The 14112-nt window shown below is 60.8% G+C and carries 15 protein-coding genes and 6 tRNA genes; 20 read left to right on the top strand and 1 reads right to left on the bottom strand.

Annotated elements, in window-relative coordinates; translation table 11 throughout:
• The 11 genes from VMV82_10760 to VMV82_10710 all read left to right on the top strand — a co-directional run.
• Positions 1–523, top strand: a 523-nt coding sequence (locus tag VMV82_10760; protein HUY42032.1) for a tyrosine-type recombinase/integrase, incomplete at its 5' end; no start/stop codon positions are given.
• Positions 524–633: 110 nt separating this feature from the next.
• Entirely contained in the window at positions 634–1017 is a 384-nt protein-coding gene (locus VMV82_10755) for a VOC family protein (GenBank protein HUY42031.1), read from the top strand.
• Positions 1008–1081, top strand: a tRNA-Arg gene (locus VMV82_10750). Before VMV82_10755 ends, VMV82_10750 begins: the two co-directional genes overlap by 10 nt.
• 104 nt (positions 1082–1185) lie before the next feature.
• On the top strand, positions 1186–1659 hold the full coding sequence (locus VMV82_10745; GenBank protein HUY42030.1) for a hypothetical protein: 474 nt from the start codon (positions 1186–1188) through the stop codon (positions 1657–1659).
• Between the two features lie 53 nt (positions 1660–1712).
• Positions 1713–1789: transfer RNA gene (locus VMV82_10740), tRNA-His, on the top strand.
• Between the two features lie 775 nt (positions 1790–2564).
• Positions 2565–3017 carry a hypothetical protein gene (locus VMV82_10735; GenBank protein HUY42029.1) on the top strand — a complete coding sequence of 151 codons (453 nt, stop codon included), beginning with the start codon at positions 2565–2567 and terminating at the stop codon, positions 3015–3017.
• Positions 3018–3066: 49 nt separating this feature from the next.
• Positions 3067–4038 carry a hypothetical protein gene (locus VMV82_10730; GenBank protein HUY42028.1) on the top strand — a complete coding sequence of 324 codons (972 nt, stop codon included), beginning with the start codon at positions 3067–3069 and terminating at the stop codon, positions 4036–4038.
• A gap of 66 nt (positions 4039–4104) precedes the next feature.
• Positions 4105–4485 (top strand): hypothetical protein, encoded by a 381-nt coding sequence (locus tag VMV82_10725; protein HUY42027.1) that lies wholly within the window; start codon positions 4105–4107, stop codon positions 4483–4485.
• A gap of 526 nt (positions 4486–5011) precedes the next feature.
• On the top strand, positions 5012–5410 hold the full coding sequence (locus VMV82_10720; GenBank protein HUY42026.1) for a hypothetical protein: 399 nt from the start codon (positions 5012–5014) through the stop codon (positions 5408–5410).
• The gene (locus VMV82_10715; GenBank protein ID HUY42025.1) at positions 5383–5802 is read left to right on the top strand and encodes a DUF2283 domain-containing protein; all 420 of its coding nucleotides are present in this window, start codon (positions 5383–5385) and stop codon (positions 5800–5802) included. Before VMV82_10720 ends, VMV82_10715 begins: the two co-directional genes overlap by 28 nt.
• Before the next feature lie 73 nt (positions 5803–5875).
• Positions 5876–6097: a hypothetical protein gene (locus VMV82_10710; GenBank protein HUY42024.1), complete on the top strand. Its 222-nt coding sequence runs from the start codon at positions 5876–5878 to the stop codon at positions 6095–6097.
• A gap of 20 nt (positions 6098–6117) precedes the next feature.
• On the opposite strand, the gene VMV82_10705 is transcribed toward VMV82_10710, so the two are convergent.
• On the bottom strand, positions 6118–7908 hold the full coding sequence (locus VMV82_10705; protein ID HUY42023.1) for a DUF3631 domain-containing protein: 1791 nt from the start codon (positions 7906–7908) through the stop codon (positions 6118–6120).
• Positions 7909–8820: 912 nt separating this feature from the next.
• On the opposite strand from VMV82_10705, the gene VMV82_10700 reads away from it, so the two are divergent.
• The 9 genes from VMV82_10700 (at position 8821) to tig (ending at position 14090) form a co-directional block, all read left to right on the top strand.
• Positions 8821–9561 carry a hypothetical protein gene (locus VMV82_10700; GenBank protein HUY42022.1) on the top strand — a complete coding sequence of 247 codons (741 nt, stop codon included), beginning with the start codon at positions 8821–8823 and terminating at the stop codon, positions 9559–9561.
• A gap of 70 nt (positions 9562–9631) precedes the next feature.
• Positions 9632–10702 carry a tyrosine-type recombinase/integrase gene (locus tag VMV82_10695; GenBank protein ID HUY42021.1) on the top strand — a complete coding sequence of 357 codons (1071 nt, stop codon included), beginning with the start codon at positions 9632–9634 and terminating at the stop codon, positions 10700–10702.
• A gap of 97 nt (positions 10703–10799) precedes the next feature.
• Positions 10800–10872, top strand: a tRNA-Lys gene (locus VMV82_10690).
• Between the two features lie 33 nt (positions 10873–10905).
• Positions 10906–10977: transfer RNA gene (locus VMV82_10685), tRNA-Lys, on the top strand.
• Between the two features lie 348 nt (positions 10978–11325).
• Positions 11326–11763 carry a hypothetical protein gene (locus VMV82_10680; GenBank protein HUY42020.1) on the top strand — a complete coding sequence of 146 codons (438 nt, stop codon included), beginning with the start codon at positions 11326–11328 and terminating at the stop codon, positions 11761–11763.
• A gap of 43 nt (positions 11764–11806) precedes the next feature.
• Positions 11807–12256 (top strand): hypothetical protein, encoded by a 450-nt coding sequence (locus VMV82_10675; GenBank protein ID HUY42019.1) that lies wholly within the window; start codon positions 11807–11809, stop codon positions 12254–12256.
• A gap of 138 nt (positions 12257–12394) precedes the next feature.
• Positions 12395–12476, top strand: a tRNA-Leu gene (locus VMV82_10670).
• Positions 12477–12670: 194 nt separating this feature from the next.
• Positions 12671–12742 (top strand) — tRNA-Gly (locus tag VMV82_10665).
• A 22-nt stretch (positions 12743–12764) separates the two neighbouring features.
• Positions 12765–14090 carry a trigger factor gene (gene tig, locus VMV82_10660; protein ID HUY42018.1) on the top strand — a complete coding sequence of 442 codons (1326 nt, stop codon included), beginning with the start codon at positions 12765–12767 and terminating at the stop codon, positions 14088–14090.
• Positions 14091–14112 lie beyond the last annotated feature (22 nt).

Genomic DNA, 14112 nt, shown 5'->3' with positions numbered 1-14112 from the left:
GGGCCGTTTCTATGAAGGATCGCCGAAGACAGAGAGCTCCGATCGGTGGATTTCGGTGCCGCGAGAGACAATGCACGCTTTCGAAGTGCATCGGGACCGAATGGAGCGCGAAGGGCATGACGTTCGGCGCGGTCGGGTGTTCGTTACGGCGACGGGAGCACCGCCAAATGGGACGCAGCTTATCTCGGATACGTTGGCGCCGGCTTTGAAGAAGGCGAAGCTGCCAAAGATAACTTGGCACGCGCTCCGCCACTCGTTCGCATCGGTCAGTATCGAACGCGGTGCGCCACTCGAAGCAGTTTCGAGAATGCTCGGCCACGCGCACCCCGGCATAACGGCACGGATATACGACAAAGCATTTCGCGCTCGCGAAACGATCGTCGCCGATGCCTGGAACGTTGATGACGGTGCCACTAAGACCACGGGGGCGAAAAACCGGAAAACGGGTGGAGATTTGAGTGGTAAAACGACGAAGCGCAAAGAGCAAGAGAGGCGTGCGCGAGCGCAAAGGCCTGTCATATAAGGGCGAGAGCGTCACCGGTGGTCGCCGCGAAGAGCGCAGCATATCTTCTAAGCTCGAAGATGGGGGTTCGAGTCCCTCCGGGCGCACGTCGATTCGTCGGAGGTTGCACGATGATAAAACCGATTCCCGAAGGTTGGCATACGGTCACCCCGCGACTCTTCGTGGAGGAGCCGGAGAGGTTGGTCGCCTTTCTCAAGGACGCGTTCGGTGCCGTGGAGGGCCCGCGCGTGCGCGAGGATGCCCCGGCCGAGCTGCGCATAGGCGACTCGATGGTAATGGTCGGCAATGCGCAGGTGCGGCGCGAGACGTCGTCGTTCTTCTATCTCTACGTTCGCGATGCCGACGCGACGTATCGAAAAGCGCTGGAAGCTGGAGCGGCGTCGCTCGAAGAGCCGGAGCTGACGTTGTACGGCGATCGACGAGCCACGGTGGAGGACCCGTTTGGTAACGTCTGGCAGATCGCAACGCATGTCAAAGATCACGAGCGCCCGTAGTCTAACCGGATAAGGCACGAGCCTTCGAAGCTCGAAGATGGGGGTTCGAATCCCTCCGGGCGCGCACCCGGTATCGAATTACGAGGAGAAGAACTGGACCCATTCGCGGCATCCTGGTCGAATTTCTACGTCATAACGGGATCCTCGGCGGGAGCATTGACGGGATTGATGTTCGTCGTGATCACGCTCGTCGCGAGGCAGGAACGCTTACAGCGGAACACGCGCGATGGGGTCGAGACGTTTAGCTCGCCGACCGTCGTGCACTTCTGTGCAGCGCTACTGATTTCGGCGGTGATGGCAGCGCCGTGGCCATCGCTGGTTCCACTGGGCACTGTCCTCGCGCTCATTGGAGTCTATGGGATCGCGTACGCGATGCGCGTGCTGATGCGCATGACGCGTCTCACCTCGAAGAGCCCGTACTTTCCGGGGTTCGACGATTGGTTTTGGTATTCGCTGATGCCGCTTGCGACGTACGTGGCGATTCTCATTGGAGCGGTTTTGCTCGTGGTGGTCCCGCGGGGCGCGCTCTTCGTGCTTGCCGGCGGGACGGTGGTTTTCATCTTCATGGGAATCCGAAATGCATGGGATACGGTCACCTATATCGCGGTTGAGGACTTGACGGATCGGAACGGGCCGTCGTGAGCGTTGGCGAGGACCTTCGCCTGCATCTTGGCGAACCGCCCTCACAGGGTATGGTGGTTGTAGCTCAGCTGGTTAGAGCGCCTGACTGTGACTCAGGAGGTCGCCGGTTCAACTCCGGTCAGCCACCCCAAGAAGTGCGTTGAGCGTACGCGCCTTTAGCTCAGTCGGTAGAGCAGCGGACTTTTAATCCGACCTGAGCGTAAACCGTCCGCTAGCGCCGAGACACGGCAACGCCCGCTGAAGCACGTTTGGCGGACGTTTTCGTTGCCATCGCGGCCGTCCGAGCCCCGCGGAAGCGCGGGGAAAAACGCGAGAACCCGCGCAGCGCGTGACCAATCCGTGACCAGCGACATCGCGCCTCCGAGAGTCATGGAACATCGCCCACGCCGCCGGACGGCCCTCAGACGCGCTGCAAACGCGCGAGGGGTGGCAACCCCGCATGCGACCGCTGGCAGCGACCGCGACGAGGGCGATCCTAGTATGGGCTGACGTAGCCGCAAAAAATTTCAAAAAAAAAGAATGTCTCGCGGCGCACGAAGCGGGGCACTTGTAGGAATTAGGGCCGCTCGACTCCACACCTTCGGGTGGCTTCGCGTTTCGATCAGCCGCCCAGCGCGCCGCCGAGCTAAACGGCGGGGCGCGCCTTGGGCTGGGCTTGGGTGTTGCTAGGGCCTAGCGCCACGCTGTAGAAGGCAAGCGGCCAGGAGGTGCGTATGCGTATCCTCGCGCGCTTGGCCATTGGAGCACTCCTGACGCCGTTGCTGCTTGGCGTTGTGCCGCTGTCCCCGTCGCCGTATCCGTCGGTGGTTCAGCCGCCGCCTCAGCCGGTGTTTTCCCCTACTCCTTATCCACGTCCACCGCGGGGCGGAGCACTTGTAACCGTTCCTGGCGGAACCGAAGTAGACGTGCAGTTGACTGAACCTATCTCATCCTCTACCGCAAACGTTGGTGATACGTTTGCCTTCCACGTCGCTAGCGATGTGGTCGTCAACGGTTGGATCGTCGTTGCGAAAGCGGCCTATGGCCAGGGCGAGGTCGTGACTGTCGATCGAGCCGGCAGTCATGGGCATCCGGGAAGTCTCGGCTTGCAGATGGATTGGGTCTTCGCGACGGACGGTGAGAAGATTCGATTAACGAGTCAACACACGACGGAAGAGGGCCAGAGTAAGGCCGGCGTTTCCTCGACGATGACGATTATCTCGTGGGCCTTCCTCGGCTTGCCAGGGCTGTTCGTGCACAACTTCGTCAAAGGTCGGAACGTTGTAGTTGATAGCACGCACACTTTCCAAGAGTACGTAGCCGACACGGTGCACGTTATAGCTACGACGAAAGAAGACAACTCGGGCTTTGCACATTAGAAGATGGCGGCTGTAAGGCGCTGGCGGTGCCGAAGATCATTCTGTAGGGTTGACGCCGATGAATGAAGAGCAACAGCGAGGCCGGGCGTTGCTCATCGTTGTCTTGGTCTCGATCTCAGCGGTCATTGGCTACGCTGTTTGGAGAAACGCAACCTCGACGAACTCTAACAGCACGTCCTCACTGCCGTCGGCCACGGCAACGGCCTCGCCGACCGCAACTCCGATCCCAGCGAACCCTAGCGAACTGTCCAGCCTGGTTTGGCGCTTCTACCATGATCTCGACTTGAGAAACGGAAGCTCTAACAAAGCAGCGCTCAATGACCTCGGCGCCATCCTGACTCCACAATTTCTGAGGCAGCACGACGCAACATGGGGCAGAGATTACGGCTACATTCGTGATCCGAAACTAACGGTCAGTGGCGTGCGTGGCTATGCCGTAGACTATATGCTCGACTACGACTACATCGGCAACCGAGCGAATCTCTACTGGCAACGCACCGGGACGTGGGTCGCTGCCCACGGCGCATCTGGATGGGTTCTCAACGAAGATAAGTGGGCGTCGAGCCATATTGTAGCCATCCAGTTGACAAATGGCGTGAAGCAGGGCGTCCAGGACAAAGTCTATGCCGATGGCCGCCATACCTTCGACGTTGAGACGTCGGTGCACGGCTACACCTTTGACATTGAGGTTACGTTCTCGGCTGACAACCACGGCTGGAAAACCACAAGTGTTGCGGTTTCAACTCCAACACCAGGTGCTCCAGCCGAGCAGTACCAAGCGGCACCTACTGCGCCATACTACGGTGCCCCGGGGGGCGATTGTGATGACGACTCGATCGAAACCGTCGGCGAAGATGGCGCCATCTTGGAGATGCTTTCCGGAGCAGTTTACCGCGTGCAGGACTATGACACTTCGACATCATCCCTCTGGCTCGCGGCAGATGACGTGCTGATTTGCGGGGATCGGATCATCGACAAGGACGAAGACGGTGAATCCGTTGACGCGTATAGGGTTCGATAGGCTAGGCACTTACGGGATTCGACCCTGAACCGGGCCCCTCGCCGCGTGGTACAATTAGCCGCGATCATGCTTACCTATGATCGCGGCCTAAAGGTGCTCCGCGCCGTCTATGCCTATGCCAGGCAATACCACGCCTGGCCGTCCGCCGCCGATGTCGCCAAAGCCATCAAGCGGCACAAAATGAGTGCTTATCGACTCCTCGTGCGTCTCCAAGCCGACGAGTACGTTCAACGCCAAGAAAAGGGTGGCCCCGAGTCGGGCTGGCGCCTTACTGAAACGGCCTGCAAACTCCTCAAACGACCGCGCCCCAAGCTAAGCGATGATCCCGCTCCACGCCGCATCCGTAACGATCCTAAGAAACTCGCCTGGTACAACCGCCGCAAATGGCTTGCCCAACGCTATGCCGCCGTTCGCCTCTACGACGGACTCGAAGTCGTCGAAGTGTGACCGTATACCGACTGCAGCCGCTACGATAGAATTGAACGCATCTAAAGGAAGACGGCTCTTGTCACCCGCCGCCGAGCGATACGCTGGCGCGTAGCCGATCTGTGCGTAGCATGCGCCCGTGAGTCTCGCCACTTCACGCTAATCGGCGATAATCAAGTAGGCGGCTTGGACTACTGCAACGTAAATGAAGGCCCCAAAGCCACGCGAGCAAGATAGCTCCCCGCACAATCCTTCGGCCAAGGCTTCCTCGGGACGGGCGCCGATAGAATTCGTCGTCCTCAGACAAACGATCGCTTCTTGCGCCTAGTGGTAGGATCGGCGCCGAGGCTTGGGAGTGGCTCTATGGTGGACCGGAGCCCGGAGTATGGTGCGGAGCACGTCATCGAAGGGCACGTCCTCGGGGGGGCAGATGATCTGTGACCTTCTTGCTTTTCATGAGGCTCAGGATACTATGCCATCCCGCTGGAAAGGGTGGTTCTCAGTGGCTAGGTATCTGGCGCGGTGGCCCTCGTCGTATGCTCGCCTTATGGGGCTTTTGGAGCTTCTGAGGGGATCGATCACGATCATGGCCGAAAACCTACCCACCGGAGAGTTGGTTTTGCTAACGAAGGACGTCCTGGAAAAGCATGTCCAGCTTGAGAGAGAAAGGGCCATAGACCTGGAGGACGTCCGGCAGGTCGTAATAAACCCTGACGCGATTTATGACGATGGGCGACCAACTCATACCGCGAAGGGTAAATATTTCGCGGTCAAGCTAAAATCTGACCCCTGGGGAACCGTCAAAGTAAAGAGGTTAACTGTCCATCTAAAGCGTTGTAGGAAACTCGGAGTCTTCCCGGTGTCATTTGTGACGACAGCGATGCTGACGAAGAAAATCCCGCCACAGGCTAGGATAAGATGGCAAAAACCTGGTGTGATCTTATGATAATGCATGGGAAGCTACAAAGCGAAAGACCGGATCTGAACGGTAAGCCGTATACGCTCGACTTTGACCGCGACTTTTTACATCTTACGATGGTGTCGCGCCCCGTAGCCTTTTCGGATTACTTTCCGGTTCCCAGGGTGCCGAATGAATACATTATCATTGACTTTGACAAAGATGGTCGAGTTGTTGGTTTTGCTTTCGAAGGAATCTTGACCCGCTGGTCTGAGCAGTCCCTCAAGAACCGCATCAGGTTCGCCTTGACACGTATGGGGATGAACGCGAAGAGCGTATCCTTTGCTTCGAGAATTGTCTCGGAAGCAGCAAAGCAGTTTATAAGCAGCGCAGTTCCAAAGACGGACCAGAACGGGCGGCTTCCAGCATACAGCTACTAGCGCAAAAGTAGGCGGCCACAGGCGGCCGCCTAGTCTTTACGCGCATTCTGCGAACGTGACAGAACGCCTCGGTATGCGACTAGCGCACCCCACGATGCGCTTCGCGCACGATATGCTCGGCGCGCGCGACGACGTGCTCGACCTCACGCAGCCACGATCTAATCTCTTCGCGGTTTTCGCGCAGCAGCGGGCGAAGTCGCGCGCGTACCAGCTCGGGGCCGCGAACGAGAACCTCGCCTCCGTCGTGCGACAGTTCGAGCCGGACGCCGATGGCGTCGGCCAAGTCAATGAGTGAGGGAACATCCAGGCGGGCGCTCATGCGATCCCCGCTGAGTTGCCGTCTCTGTCGAAGAGGCTCTCGGCCTCCAAGCAGATTCTGCAAACCAAGTCGCCTTCGACAACGGCCACGCGCCCGAGGCCACCGCAGCGGCCACACAACTTTCCGCCCTTCGTAAACGACAATGCGGGGACGGGTGGCTTCTTATCCTCTACTGCCCCTACCGGCCTTATTTGACGGGCGTTTCCGCCGTTTTCGTATCCTCTACCATCGCCTTCTGGTAGACCATGCGATTTGGACGCAAACCCTCGATTTTGTTGGGCTGTAGAGTCAGTAGAGGATAGAGACCCCTCACCTGCGCCTAACTCCTCGCGGGCAGGATAGCGAGCCAACGTGTCGTCGAATTGTTTGGCTTCGTAGCCGTTGTGATTCACGTCGTCGATCTTGAGTTGGTGCGAGCTGATTCCGAACGCGCGAAGGAGGTTTGCGAGTGCACGCGCTGTCAGTTCCCTGCCGCGGCAGTATGTCGGCCAGGGGCTCTCTGGCATCGCATTCAGCCGAGCGAGCAGAACATTCGTATGGAGTCGGTCGTCGCCGTTGAAGGCTCGGCGAATATCGTGCACGAGTTGCACGCCCACTTCAAGTGCGTCCTCGCTCTCGACGCTGGACAACATCTCTGCCGCCCGGTGGGCTCTGGTCGGCCATGCCCCGCCCGCGACCTCCGCAATCGCGAGCAGCGGCGTCCAGTTGTCCTCGGCGCGGTTGTCGAGTCCTTTCGGCGATACGGCCTCGATGCTCCTTATTTGAGCGCTGTGGTCATTCGTCCAGCGAACGATGCGCGCACGCAACGTGGCAAAATAGGAATCGGCCGGCAGACGCTTGACGAAGGTTTCCCCGGGCGCGCAACGTTTCATCGGAATCACAATGCTGCGATCCATCAGCGTCGAAGCGAGAACGCCGATCGCGGCCCACACTTTCGCGCCCCAGGTTGAAAAGCGCCGCGGTTCGTTGTCCTCGCCCTCGCAGCGAATGACAAAAGCGGCGTCGCGAGTATGCCCAGAGTTCAGCACGCCGCGGAGCTGCTCGTTATCCTTGAAGTACGAATCGGCCTCGTCGGCGCCCAGCGTCGGGTGCCACTTCTCGGTTACCCGAAACACCGAGGCTTGCGAAATGTTAGAAGCAGCGAGCGGTCGCGCCACAATTTTCATGATGAGGCCGAGTAGCCGCGTCTTACCGCACCGCTTCGTCGCGCTCGTTAAGCCGAGCATCGGGGCGATATCGAACAAATCTACGACGTACGTCCAAATGCACCACAGCGCGACAGCGTCCGCAGCGCCGTCCAGTAGCACGACGTGCCGCCCGAACATTGCAGCGACCTCGTCTAGTAGGGTAGCGCCATTAACGGGCTCGGCGTGGGGTTCGACCTGTTCGAATTCCAGGGCTTGGCCCTGTACCTGATCTTGCGGGCGCATCGCGGCGACCATCTTGTCGAGCGTCGCGATTCGGATGCCATGCCGTTTCGCGATCTCTTTCCGCTGTTGGTCGTATTCGACCGGCGAGAGCTTCGCTGCGGCGACGATTGCAGCGTCGTCGCTGGCGATGGTTGACGGCGCCTCTGTGCTTGGTTCATACGGCGGCGCTGCGTCGACGAGCGCTCGCAACTCCGCGACAGTGTGGCCGTCGCCTAGCCAGTCCGCTACGTCGCTGCCGTCGTCGCGATCTGGGTAGAAGTCCAGAAGGGGCACATCGCACGTTGAGTCGGCCGACGCGATCTTGCGCTTGCGCGCTGTCGCTGCTTGACGGCCTGCCCCGTCGCTATCCGCGAGCACGACGACCAGCGAGGCTTCCGAGAGTGACGCAAGGTGCGAGTTGCGAAGCGGCGCGTTCGCTCCGCCGGCGATTGTCGTGACCGCATCGAGCGACCCGCCCGCTCGCAACGCATCCCGTAAGGCGTCGGCCTTGCCCTCGCCCTCGACCAGAAAGACTCTCTGCCCGCTCGCTGTTGCGGCGTGTACCTCGTCGAGATGATACAGGGGCAGCGTTCTACCATGAAGCCCCGGCTTGGTCGCGTATTGCACCCCGTCGTACAAGTAAGGGAAGAACTCCTTATCTCTTCCGTTGCGCCCCGGCTCGACGCGATCGACGCGGGCGATGGGCGTCCCATCCGCGTCGACGTAGTAGTACGACGCGACCACTCGCGAAGCGGGCTCACGCTCGACGCCGAGCCAGCGCAGAGCTTCGGCATTGTTTCGAGCCTCGCCGGAATGGATAATGAGGGCGATGCTGCGGCCACCGGCATCGCATGGATCGCAGTGCCATACGTCCTTACCCGTGTTGATCCGCAACGATGGGTGTGCGTCGCGATGATTGTGTCGCTTCGGTGCAACGCACGGCACGAGCATTTCACGGCCGGCGCGCTTGCCGATGGAATTCGGGTCGTGCCCGGTGATTCGGCAGTAGGTCTGCAAGACCGGTGGGATAGCGTTCATTCTTCCGGCGCGTCGCGCTCGCCGCGCAACGCAGCCTCGAACTCCGCCCGCGGACAAAATACGCGGCGACCGACGCGGAAAGACGGGAAGTCGCCTCTTCGGAGCGCTTCATCGAACGCAGTGAGCCCAAGGCGGGAAAGCTCTCGCGCTTCGCGCCTGGTGTAGGGGGCCACGTCGGAAGGCGGGCGTCCCTGGGCGCTTTCGTGCTTAGTCATACTTGCATGATACTCTCCAAGGCGTTACACTAAAAGCGTGATTCGTAACGCCTGGGGCAGGGCTCTTGCAGAGATTTGCACTGCCGCTGACATTCCCGTGGCAGAGATTGCCAGGGAGACGGACTTCTCGGGTCCGCGCATCTTCCAGTACATCAAGCATACTCGCACACCGAAAACAAAAGACGCTCTAAAGATCAACAAAGCTGTGGGGCATCTTGTCGGCGAGCAGGACGTCGCGACCTACCTCGACTCAATCTACTGGCTCGAAAGAAGCGAGAAGCCGGAGCTAACCTGGCCGACCATCGCTGCCGCCGGTCCAACATTCGCGATGGAGACGATAGACTATTTGACGAGCACGTACGTGCGCCCCGGGGCGGGGCGTGATTTTTGCGAAGCACTATTCGGCAACCTACCTTATCAGCGGACTTGGAAGACGTTACTCTCGTTGTACAGGATGCGACGTAGGAGGCTGCTCCGGCGCATTCTCGGTGAAGGCAGTCCGGGGAAATCGCAGTTCGATGAAACGCGAGAAATCCTCAAGCGGCACGGCTTCGACATCGAGCCCTGGCTGAAGCCGCGAGAAGAACTTGAGCAACTGCTTCGCGAGGATCAGCTCACCGCTGAGTTCACCAACGCGGTGCGCACGGCGCTGCGCAGCATTGATGATCCGGTGGAACGCCTGGCAGCGGAGCGCACCATCATGCATGCATTCGACGCATTTGCTCGCCCTTGCACGGGGCGCGAACTCAAGCGAACCACTAAGAAAGGACATACTTAGAATGCCAGACACAGATAGACGCCTAAAGAAGCGAGGGAGCAAGAACGGCCGGGCTGTATGGTCAGCCATCTTGCCGCTACCGCGTGACGCCAATGGGCGACGCCGCCAGCACCGCTTCACATTCATCGGCAATAAGAAGGACGCGCAGAAGGCGCTCGTCGCGGAAGAGGCGGCGATCGGCTGCGGTAACTACGTGGAACGCGACCGTACGACGTTCGGGCAGTATATCACAGCGTTTCTTGCGGGTTCGAAGGCGCACTATGCGCCCAAGACGCAGGAGCGCTTCGAGGGGATCGCACGCCTGCACGTCATTCCAAAGCTCGGCGATGTTCCGCTTCAGAAGCTCAGCGCCAGCAACCTCAACGCGGCGTATGCGGAATGGGGAGCCGCTGAATACAGCGCGACGACGGTGCTGCATCATCACAGGTTCGTCCATATCGTCCTCGCCCAAGCCCTGCGGGAAAGTCGCGTTCAGCAGAACGTGGCCGCAGTCGCGCGAAAGCCGAAGCTCACGCGCAGGGAGATGCGATTCCTCAGCGACGAGGAGCTTGCGAAGCTGCTCGCCACAGCGTCCGGGACGCCTCTGGAAGCGATCGTGACGGTTGGCCTGGCCAGCGGTGCTCGCCTGGGCGAGCTATGCGGCGCAAAGTGGGATGACCTCGATGCTCGCCGCGGAACGCTGTCGATCCGACGCTCGCTCCAACAAACGAAGGCCGGGGTCAGCGAGAAGCCGCCCAAGAGCGGGAAGGCGCGCATCATCACGTTGCCCGAGAGTGCGAGTGAGGCCCTGCGACGGCACCGAATCGCTCAGGCTCGCCTCGGCCCCGGATATATCTTCGCGTACGACGACGCCGGCAACCCGTGGGCGCCGTACACGCTCTCCAAGCGATTCAGCGCTCTCGCGAGCGGTGCGGGGCTTCAAGGCGTCACGTTCCACACGATGCGGCACACGCACGCGAGCCAGCTCCTCGCCGCAGGAGTGCATCCGAAGGTCGTGCAGGAGCGTTTGGGGCATAGCACTATCGCGATCACGATGGACCTCTACTCCCACGTCTCCGAAGGGCTCCAGGCCGAGGCTGCGGTAAAGCTCGACGCGGTGCTGCGGCCGGTGCTCGCGAGCGTTTCAGGGAGCGGAGCGTAGGTGGAGGTGACCAAAAGGTGACCAAAAGACTTGCTCCGCGCGGCGTCGGAATACGGGGCGCGCGCAAACCCGCATCAAGTAAGGGGATCATTGACACGCGCCTTTAGCTCAGTCGGTAGAGCAGCGGACTTTTAATCCGTTGGTCCCGGGTTCGAGTCCCGGAGGGCGCAAAAAATTCCGTCGCGAACATCCGGCAGCGGCCTGCACCGCTAGCTCAATGGTAGAGCAGGTGACTCTTAATCACTTGGTTGGGGGTTCAAGTCCCTCGCGGTGCAAAGACCTTCGCCGAAAAGGCCCGTCAAATAAGGACTCTGACGGGTCTTTCGCTTTCTAGCGCAGAGGAGAGCGGGCGTCGTGGCCCCATTTGTAGCCCCATCTACGCACTCGTGCGCTGCGCGCGCGGAGGTCTCCCCGTTTTTACTCCGCGGCCTCTCTAGAAATGGCGGCGAACCGGAGGGCGACGGTGCTCACGGGGAACCGATCCTTTCCAGGTAAAAGAGGTGGGATCTGGCGATTCGCGGGCCATTGCGCGGAACCTGAGGCTCGATGCCAACGTTCCTCCTATGACAAGGAGATTTGCAACGGTGGTAAATTCAACGAGGCTCATTTCGATCCGGCGCGCTGTGACGGCGATGGCTGCGCTTGCGTCAATCGCGTTCCTCTGTGCACCTGCCCAAGCGCAGAACTATCCGTACGGCAATGGTTACGGATACGGCGGCGGCGGGAAAACGATCGCCGGCACGATCACGTGGTTCGATGGGAGATACTCGCTGCTCGTTCGCGACCAGCAAGGATACGTCGATCGCGTGGAGATGCATCAGGGCACGGTCATCAACCCCACGGGGCTCACGCTGCGCCCGGGAATGCGCGTTACGATTTACGGCTTCTCGTACGGGCAGGTTCTTGCCGCGAACGAGATCGACGCTGCGTTTGGATACCGTTACGGCCCGGGATACGGGTACGGTCGGGGATACTACCCGTACCGGAACGGCGACGACCGGCGGGACGACGACGATCGTGGGTGCTGCTCTGCTCCGGCCGCATGGAACCCACCGGGGTAGTTTCCTCGTTTCCCACGAAGGGTCAGGTGGAATTCCTATCATTATGATGATGAAAAGTGTCGCGACGCGCGGGGGCCTGACGTTCCTCGCCGGTGTGCTGGCGCTGTCGCTGAGCGGCATCGCGCAGGCGCAGCCCGCCGAGGGCACGCCGAGTTACGCCGTGCACCAGCAATCGATCGCAGGGACGATTCGGTCCCTCGACGGTCAATGGATCGTGTACGTCCGTGCACGGAACGGCGACCTGGACCGGGTGCAACTGCACCAGGGCACCATTATCACGCCGACCGGTCTGACGCTCGAGCCCGGGATGCAAGTAACGGTCTACGGCCATCCCGGCGACGGCGTGTTCGTGGCCGACGACATCGAGACGCCCTATCGCTACATCCCGAACCGGTATCCGGCATGGCAGTACCCATATCCGGGCTGGGGCTTCAACATGGGTTGGGGCTGGGGTTGGGGTGGCCGCGACTGGGACGACTGGTGCTGCCGCTAACCACGCAACCATAAGCGACTCAGCGAAAGAGAACGATTGCCGCGGCTCGCACCGCGGCAATCCTCTTTTCAGGCAGCGCGAGCAGGTGCACACGCCTCCGGCGCGCTATCTACACGCGTCGCCGGGCCGGCGGCGTCGGGGCAAGTGGCGGAACCGGCAGACGCGCTGGACTTAGAATCCAGTGGGGCAACCCGTCAGAGTTCGAGTCTCTGCTTGCCCAAAGGCGCACCGTGCGGAGCGAGAGGATATCGATAATTTCCAAGCGAGAGTTTCGGTTGACGTGCCTGAGGAGGTTCCGACCGACGAGCGAAGCATGGACGGCGAGAGCGAGGAGGCGGAGCAGTAGGAGCGAGCCAAGGACGGCGAGCGACGAACGTCTCCGAAGGTACGTCAGTCGAAACTTGAGCGATGCCTGCGGAAGTAGCTCAGTGGTAGAGCATCGCCTTGCCAAGGCGAGGGTCGCGAGTTCGAATCTCGTCTTCCGCTAAGAATACATGGGCTCCATAGGATGAACGCATCGACGCTGACGAGACTCGAGCCCACGCGGGTCGAGCTCGAGATCCCGCTTACCGCCGACGAGGTGGACGCCGCCCGGCAGCGAGCCTTCTCGCGGCTTTCGCGCAAGGTGAAGCTTCCGGGTTTCCGTCCAGGGAAGATTCCGCGTCGCCTCTTCGAGCAGACGTACGGCACGGACGCAATCGAGAGCGAAGCGCTCGACGACGTTGCTCCTGTCGCGTACGCACGGGCGATGCGCGAGCACGATCTCGATCCGGTCGACCGGCCGACGATCGAACTACTGCCCGAAGAAGAAGGGAAGCCGACGCGCCTCAAAGCGACGGTGGAAGTGCGACCGCGTATCGAGCTGGGAGAGTACAAGGGCGTGGCGGTCGAGGTTCCGCTGGTCGTCGTGACCGAGGCGGACGTCGAGGCCGCGGTGCAGGCCTTTGCTCGGGAGCGCGCTACGCTGGTGCCGGTCGAACGCCCGGCACGGCTGGGAGACGTCGTCACGATCGACTATGAGGGACGCATCGAGGGTGACGTCTTCGAGGGCGGGACGGCAGAGCGCCAAGAGGCAGAGCTCGTGGAGGAGCGATTCATCCCGGGATTCGCCCACGGGATTTCCGGCATGAGCAACGGCGAGACGAAGACCTTCGAAGTCAGTTTTCCCGCGGATTACGCGAAGACCGAGTATGCGGGTAAAGCGGCGAGCTTCACCGTGACGCTGCACGAGGTCAAAGAGATCGACGTCCCGGCGCTCGACGACGAGTTTGCGAAGAGCGTTTCGGAGTCGCAGAGCTTGGAAGACCTGCGCGTCGAGATACGCAAGCGCCTGGAGGCGGTCGCAGAGGGCCGACGGCGTCGTGCGATCGGCAACGCCGTCATGGAGCACCTTCTGGGCCGGCTCGAGATTCCGGTTCCGCAAGGTCTCGTCGAGCGGGAGGTGGAGTCCATGATTGCCGAGACCGCGCAGCGCGCTCGCCGCGCGGGGATCGGTTTCGATGAGTATCTCGCACGGATCGGCGCAACGGAGGAGACGTTGCGCGCGAAGTATCGCGAGGATGCGGCAACGCAGGTCAAGGGCACGCTGGTGCTCGAGGCGGTTGCTAAAGCCGAGGGTATCGAGGCCTCGCCCGCGGAGGTTCGCGAAGAGATCGAGGTGCTCGCGCAGCGGTACGACCAGTCTCCCCAGCGGATGCGCGAGGCTCTTGCCTCGAGCATGAGCTCCCTAAAAGAAGGGATCGTACGGAGCAAGACGCTTGACTTGCTCGTCGATCATGCGAAAGTAGGGGCACCACCCGGGGACAGCAGCGATGCGAAGGTCAAGATAGGTTAAAGATTGCGGCCTGTAGGGACCG

The organism is Candidatus Dormiibacterota bacterium (assembly GCA_035532035.1).
In the GTDB taxonomy this organism is placed as follows: domain Bacteria; phylum Vulcanimicrobiota; class Vulcanimicrobiia; order Vulcanimicrobiales; family Vulcanimicrobiaceae; genus Tyrphobacter.
Note: the sequence above shows the minus strand (reverse complement) of the source record. Positions and strands in the feature narration are given on the sequence as shown.

Coding starts and splice junctions, on each gene's coding strand:
- VMV82_10755 (HUY42031.1), top strand. CDS start 634: ATGATAAAACCGATTCCCGAAGGTTGGCATACGGTCACCCCGCGACTC.
- VMV82_10745 (HUY42030.1), top strand. CDS start 1,186: ATGTTCGTCGTGATCACGCTCGTCGCGAGGCAGGAACGCTTACAGCGG.
- VMV82_10710 (HUY42024.1), top strand. CDS start 5,876: ATGCGACTAGCGCACCCCACGATGCGCTTCGCGCACGATATGCTCGGC.
- tig (HUY42018.1), top strand. CDS start 12,765: ATGAACGCATCGACGCTGACGAGACTCGAGCCCACGCGGGTCGAGCTC.
- VMV82_10720 (HUY42026.1), top strand. CDS start 5,012: ATGGGGCTTTTGGAGCTTCTGAGGGGATCGATCACGATCATGGCCGAA.
- VMV82_10675 (HUY42019.1), top strand. CDS start 11,807: ATGATGATGAAAAGTGTCGCGACGCGCGGGGGCCTGACGTTCCTCGCC.
- VMV82_10725 (HUY42027.1), top strand. CDS start 4,105: ATGCTTACCTATGATCGCGGCCTAAAGGTGCTCCGCGCCGTCTATGCC.
- VMV82_10715 (HUY42025.1), top strand. CDS start 5,383: ATGGCAAAAACCTGGTGTGATCTTATGATAATGCATGGGAAGCTACAA.